A 17,003-nucleotide genomic window follows, 5' to 3' on the forward strand; every position below is an offset into this window, starting at 1 on the left:
CGGCGCCCCTCGTTCCCGTACCGCTAGCTGTGCGTACGCAGCAGCTGCCGCATCGTCCGCATCGCCACCGACAGGTTCGCCAGATCGAACGTGTCCGAGCCCTGGATCTCCTCCAGCGTGGAGCGCGCCCGGCCGAGGATCGCCGCGTTCTTCTGCTCCCAGGCCTTGAACCGCTCCTCGGGCGTCGAGCTGCCGTTGCCCACGGAGAGCACGTCCGCCGTCAGCATGGCGTGTGCGGCGTACAGGTCCTCGCGGATGGAGGCGCGGGCCATGGACTGCCAGCGGTCGGCCCGCGGCAGCTCTATGATCCGGTCCATCAGCTGGGTGATCTGCAGCCGGTCGGCGAGGTCGTAGTACACCTCGGCGACCGCCATCGGATCCTTCTTCGTACGGTCCGCGATCGCGACGATGTCGAGCGTCGGGAAGGCGGAGGAGAATCCGGCGACCCGCAGCGCAAGCTCCTCGGGAACACCGGCCTCGGTGAGCTCGTCCAGGATCCCCTGGTACCACTCCAGATCCGCGCCACGCAGCATCTTCGGCAGCTCCGCCCAGACCTGCTCCACGCGCTCGGCGAAGAAGTCGATGGTCTCGGCGAGCTCCAGCGGCTGCGGCCGGTTGCCCAGCAGCCATCGCGTACCGCGCTCGACGAGGCGGCGCGAGTGCAGCCGGATACGGGTCTGGACGTCGGCCGCGACCTTGTTGTCGAGGGCCTCGACGGCGTCCCACACCGCGCTGAGTCCGAAGATCTCGCGGGCCGCGGTCTGCGCCCGCACGACCTCCTCGGTCGACGCACCCGTCTCTTCGCGCAGCCGGTGCAGGAAGGTCGAACCACCGGTGTTCACCGTGTCGTTGACCAGCACCGTCGTGACGATCTCGCGGCGCAGCGCATGCCCGTCGATCGCCTCGGGGAACTTCTCGCGCAGCGGCTGCGGGAAGTACGCGTGCAGCAGCCGGCGCAGGTACGGGTCGTCCGGCAGCCCTGTCCCGATCAGCTCGTCCGCCACCGTGATCTTGGTGTAGGCGAGCAGCACGGCCAGCTCGGGCTGGCTGAGCCCCTTACCGGCGTTGAGCAGTTCACGGATCTGCCGGTCGGCCGGCAGGAACTCCAGGGCCCGGTCCAGATGCCCGTCCCGCTCCAGCCGCCGAATGAAGCGCTGGTGGGCGTGGAGCAGACTCGGCGCCTGGACGACGGCGTTCGCCAGGGCGACGTTCTGCGCGTAGTTGTTGCGCAGCACCAGCGCCCCGACCTCGTCGGTCATCTCCGCGAGCAGCTTGTTGCGCTGCTTGACGGTCATGTCGCCGTCCGACACCAGGCCGTTGAGCAGGATCTTGATGTTCACCTCGTGGTCGGAGGTGTCCACGCCCGCGCTGTTGTCGATGGCATCGGTGTTGATCTTGCCGCCGCTGCGGTCGAACTCGATCCGGCCGAGCTGGGTCAGGCCCAGGTTGCCGCCCTCGCCGACGACCTTGGCCCGCAGGTCCTCACCGTTGACGCGGATCGCGTCGTTGGCCTTGTCGCCGACGTCCGCGTTGGACTCGGTGGAGGCCTTGACATACGTACCGATGCCGCCGTTCCACAGCAGGTCCACCGGGGACTTGAGGATCGTCTTCATCAGCTCGGCGGGCGTCATCTTGGAGATGCCGGGCTCGATGCCGAGCGCCGCGCGCATGTGCGCGTTGATCGGGATCGACTTGGCCGTACGCGGGTGGATGCCGCCGCCCGCGGACAGCAGCTCCTTGTTGTAGTCGGCCCAGGAGGAGCGAGGCAGCTCGAAGAGCCGGCTGCGCTCGGCGTACGAGGTTGCCGCGTCCGGGTTCGGGTCGATGAAGATGTGCCGGTGGTCGAATGCGGCGACCAGCCGGATGTGCTCGCTGAGCAGCATGCCGTTGCCGAACACGTCACCGGACATGTCGCCGACGCCGACGACCGTGAAGTCCTGGGTCTGGGTGTCGTGGCCGAGCTCGCGGAAGTGCCGCTCGACGGACTCCCATGCGCCGCGGGCGGTGATGCCCATCTTCTTGTGGTCGTATCCGGCGGAGCCGCCCGATGCGAAGGCGTCGCCGAGCCAGAAGTTGTACGAGAGCGCGACCTCGTTGGCGATGTCGGAGAAGGACGCGGTGCCCTTGTCCGCGGCAACGACGAGATAGGTGTCGTCCCCGTCGTGGCGTACGACATCGGCCGGCGGTACGACCTCGCCCGCCACCAGGTTGTCGGTGATGTCGAGCAGCGCGGAGATGAAGATCTTGTAGCAGGCGATGCCTTCGGCGAGCCAGGCGTCCCGGTCCACGGACGGGTCCGGGAGCTGCTTGGCGACGAAGCCGCCCTTTGCACCGACCGGCACGATCACGGTGTTCTTCACCATCTGCGCCTTGACCAGGCCCAGGATCTCGGTACGGAAGTCCTCACGCCGGTCGGACCAGCGCAGACCGCCGCGCGCGACCTTGCCGAAGCGCAGGTGCACACCCTCGACGCGCGGGGAGTGGACCCAGATCTCGTACGCCGGGCGGGGCGCAGGCAGATCCGGGATGACCTGCGGGTCGAACTTCATCGACACATAGCTGTGGTGCGTGCCGCCGCCGGCCTCCTGGAAGAAGTTGGTCCGCAGCGTCGCCTTGATGACCGTGAGGAAGGAACGCAGGATCCGGTCCTCGTCCAGGCTGGCGACCTGGTCGAGCGCGCCCTCGAGCTCCTCGAGGAGACCGTCGATCAGCTCGGTGCCCGCGCGCTGGCGCTCCGGGGACATCCTGGCCTCGAAGAGCGAGATCAGCAGCCGGGTGGTGTGGACGTTGGTACGGAGGGTGTCCTCCATGTACTCCTGGCTGAAGGTCGAACCGGCCTGGCGCAGGTACTTGGCGTACGCGCGCAGCACCATCGCCTGCCGCCAGTTCAGACCGGCGCCCAGGACGAGGGCGTTGAAGCCGTCGTTCTCGGCCCTGCCGGTCCAGACCGCGGCGAAGGCGTCCTGGAAACGCTCGCGGGCATCGTCGGCGAGATAGTCGCCGTTGCCGTTGGCCAGCGGCATGCGCAGACCGAAGTCGTAGATCCAGGCGGTCGTACGGTCCGAGCAGCGCAGCTCGTACGGACGCTCGTCGACGACCTCGACACCGAGCCGGTTGAGCGCGGGCAGGACCGCGGAGAGGGAGACCTGCTCTCCGGTGCGGTAGATCTTGAAGCGGCGCTCGCCGGGGCCGGCACCGACCGGTTCGTACAGCGAGAGCGCGAAGCCCCTGCCGTTCTCGGTCAGCCGTTCCAGGTGCACGAGGTCGGCGACGGCGGCACGCGGCGAGTGGTCTGCCTTGTAGCCCTCGGGGAAGGCGGAGCCGTAGCGGCGCAGCAGCTCGGCGGCACGCTCCTCACCGCACTCGGCGTTGAGTGCCTCGGCGAAGCCGTCGGCCCAGGAGCGGGCGGCCTCGACCAGCCTGGCCTCGATGCGCTCGACGTCGGAGTCGGTCAGGTGGGGCAGCTCGGTCCCGGACGGGACGCGGACCACGAAGTGCAGCCGGGAGAGGATCGACTCGGTGTTCCAGGCGGTGAAGTCGACGCTGCTGCCGCCGAGCTCCTCCTTGAGGATGTCGATCAGGCGCAGTCGTACGCCGGTGGTGTAGCGGTCGCGCGGCAGGTAGATGAGGGCGGAGTAGTAGCGCCCGTACTCGTCCTGACGCAGGTAGAGCCGCAGCCTGCGGCGCTCCTGGAGGTAGAGCACGCTCGTGACGATGGAACGCAGCTGGTCGACGGGCGTCTGGAAGAGCTCGTCGCGCGGGTAGGTCTCGAGGATCTGCAGCAGGTCGCGGCCGTCGTGGCTGTTGGGCGAGAAGCCGGCACCCTCCAGGACCTCGGCGACCTTACGGCGGACGACCGGCACCCGGCGCACGGACTCGGTGTACGCGGCGGAGGAGAAGAGACCGAGGAAGCGGCGCTCACCGACGACATTGCCCTCGGCGTCGAACTTCTTCACGCCGACGTAATCGAGGTAGCTGGGGCGGTGCACGGTCGCGCGGCTGTTGGCCTTCGTCAGCACGAGCAGCTTGTGCTCACGGGCCTTGGCACGCGCATCGGCGGGCAGTCGGCTGAAGGACGGGCTGACCGGGTGCGCCTCGTCCGTGCTGTGCTGGGGGTCGGAGCGCAGTATGCCGAGCCCGGTCCCCGGTACGGCGGCGAGCGCGTCGTTCTCGGTGAGCTCGTACTCCCGGTAGCCGAGGAAGGTGAAGTGATCGGCGGAGAGCCAGCGCAGCAGCTCACGCGCCTCCTCGACCTCCTGGTCGCGCAGATCGTCGGCCTTCGGCTCGCTGGGCAGCTCTTCGGCGATGCGCAGCGCGGCGTCGCGCATCTTCTCCCAGTCCTCGACGGTCTCGCGGACGTCGGAGAGGACCCGCAGCAGGTCGGAGGTGATCTGCTTCAGATCGGCGCGGTCGGTCTCGCGGTCGACCTCGACATGGATCCAGGACTCGACGAGCGCGTCGTGCGGCAGCGCCTTGCTGTGGGCCTCGGAGGGCAGTACCTCGATGAGCTTGCCGGTCACATCGCGGCGGACGGTGACCTGCGGGTGGATCACGACATGGATGCCGCGGCCCTGGCGGGAGAGCTCATTGGTGACCGAGTCGACGAGGAAGGGCATGTCGTCGGTGACGACCTCGACGACGGAGTGGCTGCACGTCCAGCCGTTCTCTTCCACGGTCGGAGTGTGGACCCGCACATTGGCCGTCCCCTGGGGGCGGTTCTCGGCCAGCCGGTAGTGGGAAAGTGCCGCGCCGAAGATGTCGACCGGGTCGCGGTCGGCAAGGTCCTCTGGAGCGGTGTGCAGGTAGTAGCGCTGGAGGTACGTGAGCAGAGCGTCCCGGTCAGGACGCTTCCCTTCCTCGGACCCAGTCGGAAGGTTCCCCCCGAGCGGGCTGTTCTCAGCTACCCGGGCGGCCCGTTCGAGCAGCTCGGCCTTGGCTTCGTCCAGCTTGGTCTGCATGTCCTCTGGCTCCTGTCGCGCGCCGTTGCGTGACGTAGGTGAAAGAAGCGACGCAACGCCGTGACGCGGGGTATCCGGTCGGAGTCGACGTTATGCCGCGATGAGAGTCGCCCGAGCGGTTATTGGCCAAGTTCGGCAACCCGGTCGGAACGAGGAGAGCAACGATCGCCCGGGTGCTGTGGCACTCCGGGCGCAGGCCGGGGGCTTCGCTGCCCCCGCGGCGTATCGCGCTGATCACGGGTCAAGGCTATCGTCCCGCCCCCCCGACCCGTCATGAGCCGTATGTGTACAAAAGCGGGGCCTGAAGTTTGACAGTCTGGACAGCGACACAGGCCCTCTTGGCAAGCAGCCCCCTCGCCGTGCACGTTGACGGTGACGACACGGTCACACGTCGACAGCACGACACCGGGAGTACCGTCGACAGCACGACACCGGGAGCAGTCATGACAGCGAAGATCCTGATCGTCACCGGCGACGCAGCCGAGTCCCTCGAAGTCCTCTACCCGTACCAGCGGCTGCGGGAGGAGGGGTACGAGGTGCATATCGCGGCCCCCTCCCGCAAAAAGCTGCAGTTCGTGGTGCACGACTTCGAACCGGGCTTCGACACGTACACCGAGAAGCCGGGCTACACCTGGCCCGCCGACCTGGCCTTCTCGGAAGTCGATCCGGGGCAGTACGCAGCGGTGGTGATCCCCGGCGGCCGCGCCCCCGAGTATCTGCGCAACGACCCGGAACTCCGCAAGCTCCTCAAGTCCTTCTTCGACTCCGACAAGCCGGTCGCCCAGATCTGCCACGGCCCGCTGCTGACGGCGGCGCTCGGCAGCCTGGAGGGCCGGCGCGTCACCGCCTACCCGGCGCTGGAACTGGACATGCAGGCGGCCGGCGCCACCTTCCAGGACGCGGAGGCGGTCGTCGACGGCACCCTTGTCTCCTCCCGCGCCTGGCCGGACCACTCCGCGTGGATGCGGGAGTTCCTGAAGGTGCTGCGCGCGAAGGCCCCGGTGAGCTGACGCCGCGACGCACGCCGCCACGGCGAAGCGTCTGGCGGCGCGCGTCAGACAGCCGGGCGCTGGGCCTCGGCCACTGCCTCAGCGAGTGTGTCCACCACGGGCACGCCTGTCCCCGCCGCCTGCAGGCTGGCGCGGCTGTGTGAGCCGCCCGTGTAGAGGACGGCTCGCGCTCCCACATGCTGCGCCGCAACCGCGTCGTCGACGGCGTCGCCGATGACCACCACGCGCTCCGCCCGTACTCCGTCGAGCCCCGCGAGGTGGCGCGCCATGTGCTCGGCCTTACCGGTGTGCGATCCGCCGACCCGGCCGTCCACCCGCACAAAGTGCTGCTCGATGCCGTGCGTGCGCACGATCGGTATCAGGTTCTCGTGCGGGGCGAGCGAACACATCGACTGCGTCAGCCCGGACGCCTGCCAGTCGACCAGCAGCTCCCTGGCTCCGGCGGCCAGTCCCGCGCTCTCGGCCAGCACCCAGTAGTGCCGGTGGAAGGTCTCGTCCATGACGGCCCACTCCGCATCCGTGGGCAGCCGCCCCATGAGCCGCTCGTAGAAGAGCGGCACCGGCACGCAGTACAGGTCCCGGTAGCGCTCGAGCGTGATCGCGGGCAGCCCTATCTCCGCGAACGAGGCGTTCGTCGCCTGGATGACCGCGTCGATGTCGTGGAACAGCGTGCCGTTCCAGTCCCAGACGATGTGTGTGTCCACGTGCTTCCCCATACCAAAACAGTACCCAGCAGGACTGACAGGCGGCCGGACGGGATGACCGTCGGGAAGGGTCAGGAGGTGCCGGGCGAGGCGGAAGGGGGCGGGCAGGCACGAGGGGGCGGAGAGGGCCGGCAGGCGTCAGGAGATCAGGTTCGGGATCTCCTGCACCCCGAACCAGAGCAGCTCGTGGTCCTCCGCGCCGTCCACTGTGAACTGGGCGTCATCGTCGCCCTGGTCCGCCGCTCCCAGTGCCTCCGCCGCCGCCACCACATCGTCCACCGCGTCGTCGGCGTCCACATGCACCGCCGCCGCCTTGGCCAGTGGCACCGCGGACGCGATCCGCACCTCGCCGAGCGCGCTGGCGACGAGCACCCGGTCGGGATCGGCCACCGCGTCCTGGTCCGGTACGTCGACGGCGACGACGACCCGGCGCCTGGCAGCGGCCGGATCACCCGCGAGCAGCCGCAGCGAGGCGGCCGCGGCACGGTTCAGCGCGGCGTACTCGAGCTCCTCGATGTCGTCGGAGACGTACCACTCGCGCAGTCCCGGGGTCACCGCGTAGGCGGCCAGCGGACCGGGGCCCAGCTTGCCCGCCTTGTGCGCCTCTGCGAGACCGGGGAGGGTCAGGGGGACGTAGACGCGCATGGCTGGCCGCTTTCGTAGTCGGAAGACGCCCTCAGGATACGTGCGACGTCCCCCTTCGGGGTGCCGCTACCGGGCTCGCGCACCGTCCACCGAAATACCCCGCGCACCTGCCCGCCACGGCTCGGGGCCACCGCTCGTCACCCTGATAGGTGAAGTTTCCCGTCGCCCTCCGGCGGTGCCCGCACACGTTGCGGCCGCTCGCCCCGCCCCCGTAGAAGATCACCAGTGAAGTTACCGCCCGGTATCAAGACCGGGCCCGGATATCGGGGGCGATCTGCATGGACAGGACCCGGCCCGCAGGACGGCGCGATCAACGCAGGCCCGCAGTGGTGGCGGCAGCGGCGATGGCCCGCGCACGGCGGCAGCACCAGCCGCACTACTGGTTCGCCGACCGCCTGCTCGCGGTGCTCAGCGGACAGCGACCGGTGCACTGGATGCTCGGGCACACCATCGGGGAGGCGTACGAGCAACTGGTGCGGCTGGCTCCAGGGGCTCCGCTGCGCCCGGCGGAACGGGTCACGCCTGTCGTACGGCACTGCGGCGAGTACCACCCGGGCCCCGGCGTGATCGAAGCCTTCGCCCGGATCGGCTCGGGCGACCGGGTCAGCGCGATGGCCTTCCGCCTGGAGCAGGGCGCGGACCAGCGCTGGCGCTGCGCGGCGGTGGAGCTCGGCGGGGAGCGCGTCGCCGCACGGCCGGCCCGGTAGCGGCCGCCGGTGCCCCGCTCAGCCGCCGTCCACACCGAGCCTGGCCGCCTGCCCCTCCTGCACCTGACGGGCAGCCTGAAGGAAGTCCAGGATCGTGGCGAGCTGGTCCTCGTCGTAACGGCTCAGCGCCGCGGCCCCGGCGGCGCCGACGGGCAGGTAGACCTCGGCCTCGGCGGCACGGGCGGAATCCGTGGCGGTGACGAGTACGCGCCGCCGGTTGGCAGCGTCGCGGCTGCGCGTGACGAGGCCGGCGCGCTCGAGCCGGTCGATGACCGTGGTCGTCGCCGCCGGGCTGAGCTTCAGTGCGGCGCTGAGCTCACCGGCCGACGGCTCTCCGACAGACCCTTCGCCGCCCGACCGCTCGCCCGCACCCAGCACCAGATCGAGGCAGCGCAGGTCGGTGCGGTTCACGCCGAGCCGTGCCGCGGCGGCCTCGTCGAAGGCGTCGAAGCTCTGTTGCAGCAAGCGGAGCTGCTGGGCAACATTCCTCACCAAAGCTTCTTTCGACATTCGAATCTTTCTGTTATCGTAAGTTTCGTCAGCCGAAAGGATATCACTCGCGGAGGACTTGCCATGAGCACCAGCGACATCCAGATCCAGGACCTCTTCCAGCGCTTCATGCAGACCTGGAACGACGGCGACGCGGTCGCCTTCGGCGCCTGCTTCACCGAGGACTCCGACTACGTCTCGTACGACGGCACCCGTGCCGTGGGACGGGCCGAGCACCAGGACAACCACGACCGGCTGTTCCGCGGGGTCCTCACGGGCTCGGCGCTGGTCGGCGAGATCGAGGCGATCCGCTACATCGCCCCTGGGGTCGCCATCGTGTATGGCACCGCCTCCGTACTGATGCCGTGGCGCTCCGAGCTCCCCAAGCGGCGCCTGTCACGCCAGACGGTCGTGGTCGTGAACACCGACGACGGCTGGCGGATCACCGCGATCCACAACGGCCGGGTCCGCCCGGTCACCATCCCCGCCCCCGACTCGATGCCGTCGAAGATGTCCCGGACCACGACCCGCGCCGCCCGCCTCCTCGGCCTGGGCCGCCGCAACACGGCGAGTGCCGGCGCCGGGGCCAGTGCCGGCGTCTGAAGGAAACGGCCGGGGCCCGGAAGGACAGGAACGAAACGGCCGGGGCCGGACACCGCAAGAGGTGTCCGGCCCCGGCCGTTCGCATCGAGCAAGCGCTACTTCTTGCGGCGGCGGCCGGCGCCCTTCTGCGCCTTGCGTCGCTCGGCACGCGTCAGCCCGTCCATCTCCGACCGGGCAGGCTCGCCGTCGTTGTCGAAGTCGCCCTCGACGACACCGCCTTCGCCGTCCACCGTGGGAGCGGAGAAGTGCAGCCGGTCGGGTCGCTGCGGGGCGCCGAGGCCCTTCGCGCGAATCTCCGGACGGGAAGCGCCCGCGGGAACGGCGTCCTCCTTGGCGAGCGAGGTCCGCTCCGCCGTGTCCTGCACCGGGACCTCCTCGACCTGCTGCTCGACCTGGACCTCCAGGTTGAACAGATAGCCGACGGACTCCTCCTTGATGCCCTCCATCATGGCGGTGAACATGTCGAAGCCCTCGCGCTGGTACTCGACCAGCGGGTCCTTCTGCGCCATCGCGCGCAGGCCGATGCCCTCCTGGAGGTAGTCCATCTCGTAGAGGTGCTCACGCCACTTGCGGTCCAGTACGGACAGCACCACGCGCCGCTCGAGCTCACGCATGATGTCCGAGCCGAGCTGCTTCTCGCGCTCGTCGTACTGCTCGTGGATGTCGTCCTTGATGGACTCGGCGATGAACTCGGCGGTGATCCCGGCCCGGTCGCCGGCCGCCTCCTCCAGCTCCTCGACGGTGGCCTTCACCGGGTAGAGCTGCTTGAACGCGCCCCACAGCCGGTCCAGGTCCCACTCCTCCGCGAAGCCCTCGACGGTCTCCGCCTGGATGTAGGCGTCGATGGTGTCGTCCATGAAGTGACGCACCTGCTCCTGCAGGTCCTCGCCCTCCAGGACACGGCGGCGCTCGCCGTAGATGACCTCGCGCTGGCGGTTGAGGACCTCGTCGTACTTCAGGACGTTCTTACGCGTCTCGAAGTTCTGCTGCTCGACCTGCGACTGGGCCGACGCGATCGCGCGCGTCACCATCTTGTTCTCGATCGGCACGTCGTCCGGCACGTTGGCCATCGACATCACGCGCTCGACCATCTGCGCCTTGAACAGACGCATCAGGTCGTCACCCAGCGACAGGTAGAAACGGGACTCGCCCGGGTCGCCCTGACGGCCGGAACGACCGCGCAGCTGGTTGTCGATACGGCGCGACTCGTGCCGCTCGGTGCCCAGCACATAGAGGCCGCCGAGGTTGGTCACCTCGTCGTGCTCGGCCTTGACGGCCGCCTCGGCCCGCTCCAGCGCGGCAGGCAGGGCCGCGGCCCACTCCTCGACGTGCTCGACCGGGTCCAGGCCGCGCTGGCGCAGCTCCGCCTCGGCGAGGTCGTCGGGGTTGCCGCCGAGTTTGATGTCCGTACCACGGCCGGCCATGTTCGTGGCGACGGTGACGGCGCCCTTACGGCCGGCCTGGGCGACGATCGTCGCCTCCCGGTCGTGCTGCTTGGCGTTGAGGACCTCGTGCTGCACACCGCGCTTGTTCAGCTGCTGCGAGAGGTACTCGGACTTCTCGACCGAGGTGGTGCCGACCAGGATCGGCTGGCCCTTCTCGTGCTTCTCGGCGATGTCGTCGACGACCGCCGCGAACTTCGCGACCTCGGTCCGGTAGATCAGGTCGGACTGGTCCTTGCGGACCATCGGCTTGTTCGTCGGGATCGGCACGACGCCGAGCTTGTAGATCTGATGGAACTCGGCGGCCTCCGTCATGGCCGTACCGGTCATTCCGGAGAGCTTGCCGTAGAGGCGGAAGAAGTTCTGCAGGGTGATCGTGGCGAGGGTCTGGTTCTCGTCCTTGATGTCCACCCCTTCCTTCGCCTCGATCGCCTGGTGCATGCCCTCGTTGTAGCGGCGGCCGGCGAGGATACGGCCGGTGTGCTCGTCGACGATCATGACTTCGCCGTCGATGACGACGTAGTCCTTGTCCTTCTTGAACAGTTCCTTGGCCTTGATGGCGTTGTTCAGATAACCGACGAGCGGGGTGTTCACCGACTCGTAGAGGTTGTCGATGCCCAGCCAGTCCTCGACCTTCGCGACACCCGGCTCATGGATGGCGACGGTCCGCTTCTTCTCGTCGACCTCGTAGTCGCCGGTCTCCTCGATGCCCTTGAGCTGGTTGCCCGGCTCGCCCTTGGCCAGGCGCGTCACCAGCTTGGCGAAGTCGCCGTACCACTTGGTGGCCTGGTCGGCGGGGCCGGAGATGATCAGTGGCGTACGGGCCTCGTCGACAAGGATCGAGTCGACCTCGTCGACGATGGCGTAGTTGTGGCCGCGCTGGACGAGCTCGTCCTGGGACCACGCCATGTTGTCGCGGAGGTAGTCGAAACCGAACTCATTGTTCGTTCCGTACGTAATGTCGCAGTTGTACTGCTCGCGGCGCTGGGCGGGCGTCATATTGGCGAGGATGCACCCGACGCTCAGGCCCAGGAACTTGTGGACCCGGCCCATCATCTCGGAGTCGCGCTCGGCCAGGTAGTCGTTGACCGTGATCAGGTGGACGCCCTTGCCCGAGAGCGCGTTGAGGTAGGCGGGGAGGGTGCCGACGAGGGTCTTGCCCTCACCGGTCTTCATCTCGGCGACGTATCCGAGGTGCAGGGCGGCGCCGCCCATCATCTGTACGTCGTAGTGGCGCTGGCCGAGGGCGCGCTTGGCGGCCTCGCGGACGGTCGCGAAGGCCTCGGGGAGCAGGTCGTCCAGACTTTCGCCGTCTGCGTAGCGCTCCTTGTACTCGTCCGTGAGCGCCCGCAACTCGGCGTCGGAGAGGTTGACGAAGTCCTCTTCGATGGAGTTGACCTGGTCCGCGATGCGGTGCAGTTTGCGCAGGATCTTGCCTTCGCCTGCACGCATGAGCTTGTTGAAGACGGACACTGAGGTTGGTCTCCTTGCCGATCGGGCCTGGCACTGGGTCGTGTTATGGACACTGGCGCGGGCGCGGCAGGTGGGCCCCACCGCAACGGCCATCGTAAGCGAGGACCCCGCCGGGTCGGGAGGTCCGCCGTCAGTCCGCCGTCGCTCGGGCCTGCTGTCACCCGCAAGAAGAACGCTCGGGACTCGCGGAAGGTGCCGGTGAGGCCCGAAAAGTGCTCGCATCCGCCCGCGGTCCTGACCAGAATCCGGACATGGAGCCCATCACTCTCACCACCGAGCGCCTGCTGCTGCGTCCCTTCACGACCGATGACACGGAGGCCGTGTACCAGGCCTGCCAGGATCCCGACATCCAGCGGTGGACGACGGTCCCTTCGCCGTACGAACGGCAGCACGCGGCCGAGTTCACCGGGCAGATGGTGCCGGACGGCTGGCGCACCAGCACGATGTGCACCTTCGCGGTGCTGCCGCGCGAGGGCGGTCCGCTGATGGCGTCGGTCGCGGTCACCCTGCGGACCTTCTCGGGCACCTGGGAGATCGGCTTCTGGACGGGCAAGGAGCACCGTGGGCGCGGCGTCATGGCGGAGAGCGTGGCCGCCGTGGCGCACTGGGCCTTCAGCAGGCTGGGGGCGACGCGTCTGGAGTGGCGGGCGGAAGTCGGCAACGCGGGGTCCCGGGCCGTGGCTGAGAAGTCCGGCTTCGTGATGGAGGGCGCGCTGCGCGCGGCTCTGCTGAACAAGGACACCCTCAGGGACACCTGGGTCGGCGCGCTGCTGCCGTCGGACCTGGGGCTGGCGAGCACGCATCCGTATCTCCCGGCCCGTGCCAGGGGCTGACGGGCCCCGAGGGCTGACGGGGGCCGGGCGCGTCGCGAGCGCGGCACGACGGGGCGGTGGGCCGACCTCGGGCGGGACCGGCCCCGGGGCCGGCTGTCAGTGCCGACGTCTATCGTGCGGAACATGACGACGCTGCCGCCTCCCGCCGCCGAACTCTCCGCCGACGAGGCGCGCCGCATAGCGCTGCGCGCCCAGGGGTTCATGGGCGCGCCCGACCGGCGGGGCGGAGTGCGGGGAGTGCTGCGGCATCTCGGCGCCGTACAGCTGGACACGATCTCGGTGCTGGCGCGTTCGCACGAGCTGATTCCGTACGCCCGCCTCGGCGCGGTGGGCCGCAGAACGGTCGAGGACGCGTACTGGACGGAGGGCCACAGCTTCGAGTACTGGTCGCACGCGGCCTGCATCCTGCCCGTAGAGGAGTGGCCGCACTTCGCCTTCCGCCGCCGCGCCTACCGTGGCCGTCCGCACTGGCACCACGACCTGCCGGACGGCTCGTACGACCAGGTGATCAAACAGCTGCGCGCCGAAGGCCCGCTCACCGCGACGGAGTTGGGCGGCGCGAAGAACGGCGGCGAGTGGTGGGACTGGTCGGCGTCGAAGGTAGCCGTCGAGCGCGCGCTGATGTACGGCGAGGTGGTGTGCACCGAGCGGCGCAGCTGGAAGCGGGTGTACGACCTCGCCGAGCGCGCCGTGCCCGATGCGCTTCTGCACGACGAGCTGGACGACACCGAGTGCCTGCGTCGGCTCGTCCGGCTGGCCGGACAGGCACTGGGCGTCGGCACCCGCGCCGACATCGCGGACTATCACCGGCTCAAGGGCGAGCAGTTCGACGCGGTGGTCGCGGACTCCGGTCTTGTCCCGGTCACGGTCCAGGGCTGGTCCAAGCCCGCCTGGGCGGACCCCGAGGCACTCGCCGCGGCGCCGCGCGGCCGGCACCGTACGACCCTGCTCTCGCCGTTCGACTCCCTCATCTGGGAGCGGGCGCGCACCGAGCGGATCTTCGGCTTCACCCACCGCCTGGAGGCGTACGTACCCAAGCCGAAGCGGGTGTACGGCTACTTCGCGATGCCGCTGCTGTCGGGTGGCAGGCTGCTGGGCCGCGTCGACCCGGCGCGCGAGGGGACGACTCTGGTGGCACGCCAGGTGTCCCTGGACACCCCGAAGGCCGTGGCACCCATGGCTCAGGCGCTGCGTGAGGCGGCGGAGTGGGTCGGCTGCGATTCCGTACGGATCGAACGGGTCGACCGCGCCGAGCTCACCGCGGACCTCGTCCGGGCCGTCTCCTCCTGACCGCCGCCGCAGCCACCGCTCCTGCTTGCCGGAGCCGCCGCTCCTGACCACTGCCGCAGCCGCCGGTCGCTGCCCTACCGGATCTCGAGGATCTTTTCCCTCATCGCGTAGACCACGGCCTCCATCCGGGAGTGCAGCTGCAGCTTCTCCAGGATGTTGCGGACGTGATTCTTCACGGTGTTCTCGGAAATGAACAACTGCTTGGCGATATCGCGGTTGTTCATCCCCGTGGCGACCAGCTTGAGCACTTCGAGTTCCCGCTCGGTCAGCCGGGGCGCGGGGACGAGCCTGCGCTCATCGGTGCGCTGGATCATCGACTTGAACTCGGTGAGCAGCTTCGACGCCATGGACGGGCTGATCTGCGACTGGCCGTCGGCCACCGCACGGATCGCCGTGGCCACCTCGTCCGTGGAGATCTCCTTGAGGAGGTAGCCGGTGGCGCCCGCCTTGATCGCGTCGTAGAGGTCGGCCTCCTCGTCACTGATCGTCAGCATGATGATCTTCGCGCTGGGGGCCACCTCCTTGATGGAGGTACAGGCCTCGATGCCGCCGCGCTTGGGCATCCGCACATCCATCAGCACGATGTCGGGCAGCAGATCGGCCGCCTTGTCGACGGCCTCCGCGCCGTCGCCCGCCTCACCGACGACCTGGATGTCCTCCTCCTGCGCGAGGACAATCTCCAGGCCCCGCCGGAAGAGGGCGTGGTCGTCCACCACGAGGACCCGGATCGGCTCCTTGCGTGAGTCGTCGGCGTCCGCGCCGGTCTCGTTGACTGTGGCACCGGCGTCGCCGGCGTCGTCGTGAACCGGGCCGAAGCTGTCCGCCATCGTTCCTCCCCCTGAAGGCCGTGGCCTGAAGATCATGTGTGGTTCGCCAACGTCAGTGCACAGCGCATCGGTTGGCTTGCGACGCCATGCTTTCATGCCCGGACGACAGAGCGGTGATCCCGTGGTCGCACGGTGGTGCCCCTGGGGGCACACAGGGCGCTCCAGGGGCACCAGCCGCCTGCTGACGGGGTCAGCCGCCGAGTGCACCTCCTGCGCCGCCCGCCTCGGACCCGGCCAGCGGGTCGGTCTCCAGGTGGATGACGCCATAGTCATAGGCATGCCGTCGGTAGACGACACTGGGCTGCTTCGTCTCGGAGTCGACGAAGAGGTAGAAGTCGTGCCCGACCAGCTCCATCTCGTAGAGCGCCTGGTCGAGCAACATCGGGGCTGCGGTGTGGATCTTCTCGCGGACCACCAGCGGTCCTTCGCCCTGGACTTCGAGCGAGCCGATCCTGGTGGTGGCAACGGATTGGGGCGCCTCTTCGGCGACGGGCCGGCCATTGGCGTTCAACTCGGCGACGCCGGGAACGACATCGGCCACCTCGGATGCCGAAATGCGGCCGTTGCCGCGGCGGTTGTGGCGCTTTTCGTGCTGCTTGCGCAGCCGCGCCTCCAGCTTGCCCGTGGCGAGATCGAGCGCTGCGTACGGATCGGCTGCCGCTGCCTCCGCCCGGATCACCGGGCCTCGGGAGTGGAGTGTGATCTCCACACGGTCGGAACGGTCGGCCTGCCGCGGGTTGTGCTCCTTGGACACCTCGACGTCCAGGCTGATCACCTTGCCGTCGAGCTTCTGGATCTTGTCCAGCTTCAGCTTCTCGGCCACGTGCTTGCGGAACCGCTCGGGCACCTCGGTCTTGCGGCCCTTGACGACGATGTCCACGCAGAACTCCGTTCCCGGATAGCCCCGCCCGCTCGCAGGCTGCGGAGCATCTCCCTCTTGCACCAGACCCCGGTGATCACCGGAGCCTCGGACGGACTTTCACCTCCTCCTCCCCAGTCGACAAGATCCCCACCCCACCAATTTTCGAGGTTCTCACTTCCTCGAAAGCCTGGCCGGAGGCACGACAGTGCATTCGGTGAGGTAAACAGCTGTCGCCATTCCTCACAACCGAACATAGCTCGATCGGACGGGTGTCGGCACCCGCTACCAGCGCGTACTTCCGATCAGAGCGTTTTCGCCTCTCACTACCTGCAACGACGCAAGTTCTCTGTCAGTTCCAGTTTATTTCGAAAGACAGCGGCGGCACTGCGACAACCGCCGCGCTCAGCTGTACGAATCCAGAAAATTGCCGACCGGAGGCCGCGCGGAGCGCCCGCGCCGCCTCGGCCAGCGAAGCCCCGGTCGTCATGAGATCGTCCACCAGCACCGCCCGGCCGCCCTCCAGAAGCCGTCCGCCCCCCGCCACGACCTCCAGTGCCCCCGCCAGATTCGACACCCGTTCGCGGGCCGTGAGCCCCGACTGGTCGGCCACCGCCCGCCGCTGCCGCGGCACCGGCAGAGCCCTCGCCTCGATCCCCGTACGCCGCAGCTCACCCGCGGCCGCCAGCGCGATCCGCCGCGCGGCGTCGTGCCCGCGCGCCCTCACCGCCCGCCGCGCGGACGGCACGGGTACGAGCAGCAGCGGCCACCGTCCCCCGGCGGCCCGGGACACCGGCAGCGATGCGCGTACCGCCCCGGCGAGCGCGACACCCAGCGGCCGGGCCAGCCCCAGAGCACCCCGCTCCTTGTGCGCCAGCAGCACCGCACGCACGGCGTCCGCATACGGGGCGGCGGCATGCACCACCGGCAGGCCCGCAGGCTCCGGCACAGGCCTCGCCCGGCGCGCCCCGGCGCCGTACAGCGCACCGGCGCACGCCTCACACAGCGGCGTACGAGGAGTGCCGCAGCCGCCACAGGCGGCCGGCAGCACCAGACCGGAGATTTCGCGCCACCACCCCCGCATGGCAACCACTGTGCCAATGCCGGGGGCGCCGTGCCACCCCTGTGGACAACCCGTCCCTGGCGACAGGGCGGCCGGTTCC

13 protein-coding genes are annotated in these 17,003 nt (G+C 69.1%); 5 read left to right on the forward strand and 8 right to left on the reverse strand.

The annotated features are described in order from the left end of the window. Nucleotides 1-23 precede the first annotated feature (23 nt). Nucleotides 24-4,958: an NAD-glutamate dehydrogenase gene (locus AB0D12_RS31350; protein ID WP_362690226.1), complete on the reverse strand. Its 4,935-nt coding sequence runs from the start codon at nt 4,956-4,958 to the stop codon at nt 24-26. 443 nt (nt 4,959-5,401) lie between these two features. On the opposite strand from AB0D12_RS31350, the gene AB0D12_RS31355 reads away from it, so the two are divergent. Beyond that, nucleotides 5,402-5,968, forward strand: coding sequence for a DJ-1/PfpI family protein (locus tag AB0D12_RS31355; protein ID WP_362690229.1), 567 nt, complete (start codon nt 5,402-5,404; stop codon nt 5,966-5,968). A 44-nt stretch (nt 5,969-6,012) separates the two neighbouring features. Here the strand turns inward: AB0D12_RS31355 and AB0D12_RS31360 are convergent, their stop codons facing one another. Beyond that, nucleotides 6,013-6,684, reverse strand: coding sequence for an HAD family hydrolase (locus AB0D12_RS31360; RefSeq protein WP_362690232.1), 672 nt, complete (start codon nt 6,682-6,684; stop codon nt 6,013-6,015). A 126-nt stretch (nt 6,685-6,810) separates the two neighbouring features. Then, complete coding sequence (locus AB0D12_RS31365) at nt 6,811-7,317, reverse strand: hypothetical protein (protein WP_327323942.1); 507 nt, start codon at nt 7,315-7,317, stop codon at nt 6,811-6,813. A 278-nt stretch (nt 7,318-7,595) separates the two neighbouring features. On the opposite strand from AB0D12_RS31365, the gene AB0D12_RS31370 reads away from it, so the two are divergent. Continuing rightward, nucleotides 7,596-8,024, forward strand: a complete 429-nt coding sequence (locus AB0D12_RS31370) for an Rv3235 family protein (RefSeq protein WP_362690236.1) — start codon at nt 7,596-7,598, stop codon at nt 8,022-8,024. 18 nt (nt 8,025-8,042) lie between these two features. On the opposite strand, the gene AB0D12_RS31375 is transcribed toward AB0D12_RS31370, so the two are convergent. Beyond that, entirely contained in the window at nt 8,043-8,516 is a 474-nt protein-coding gene (locus AB0D12_RS31375; RefSeq protein WP_362690239.1) for a MarR family transcriptional regulator, read from the reverse strand. A gap of 81 nt (nt 8,517-8,597) precedes the next feature. Between AB0D12_RS31375 and AB0D12_RS31380 the strand changes: the two genes are divergently transcribed. Next, entirely contained in the window at nt 8,598-9,116 is a 519-nt protein-coding gene (locus tag AB0D12_RS31380; RefSeq protein WP_362690242.1) for an SgcJ/EcaC family oxidoreductase, read from the forward strand. 95 nt (nt 9,117-9,211) lie between these two features. Here the strand turns inward: AB0D12_RS31380 and secA are convergent, their stop codons facing one another. Beyond that, complete coding sequence (gene secA / locus AB0D12_RS31385) at nt 9,212-12,031, reverse strand: preprotein translocase subunit SecA (RefSeq protein WP_362690245.1); 2,820 nt, start codon at nt 12,029-12,031, stop codon at nt 9,212-9,214. A gap of 251 nt (nt 12,032-12,282) precedes the next feature. Between secA and AB0D12_RS31390 the strand changes: the two genes are divergently transcribed. Then, nucleotides 12,283-12,864, forward strand: a complete 582-nt coding sequence (locus AB0D12_RS31390) for a GNAT family N-acetyltransferase (protein WP_362690248.1) — start codon at nt 12,283-12,285, stop codon at nt 12,862-12,864. Nucleotides 12,865-12,987: 123 nt separating this feature from the next. Continuing rightward, a complete protein-coding gene (locus AB0D12_RS31395; RefSeq protein WP_362690251.1) occupies nt 12,988-14,154 on the forward strand; it encodes a crosslink repair DNA glycosylase YcaQ family protein in 1,167 nt (388 codons plus the stop codon). Nucleotides 14,155-14,228: 74 nt separating this feature from the next. On the opposite strand, the gene AB0D12_RS31400 is transcribed toward AB0D12_RS31395, so the two are convergent. From AB0D12_RS31400 to AB0D12_RS31410, 3 genes are all read right to left on the reverse strand, one after another. Next, entirely contained in the window at nt 14,229-14,981 is a 753-nt protein-coding gene (locus tag AB0D12_RS31400) for a response regulator transcription factor (RefSeq protein ID WP_362690254.1), read from the reverse strand. A 190-nt stretch (nt 14,982-15,171) separates the two neighbouring features. Continuing rightward, nucleotides 15,172-15,861, reverse strand: coding sequence for a ribosome-associated translation inhibitor RaiA (gene raiA, locus AB0D12_RS31405; protein WP_327323950.1), 690 nt, complete (start codon nt 15,859-15,861; stop codon nt 15,172-15,174). 331 nt (nt 15,862-16,192) lie between these two features. Next, complete coding sequence (locus AB0D12_RS31410) at nt 16,193-16,924, reverse strand: ComF family protein (protein WP_362690257.1); 732 nt, start codon at nt 16,922-16,924, stop codon at nt 16,193-16,195. Nucleotides 16,925-17,003 lie beyond the last annotated feature (79 nt).

It is taken from the genome of Streptomyces sp. NPDC048479 (assembly GCF_040651435.1).
In the GTDB taxonomy this organism is placed as follows: domain Bacteria; phylum Actinomycetota; class Actinomycetes; order Streptomycetales; family Streptomycetaceae; genus Streptomyces.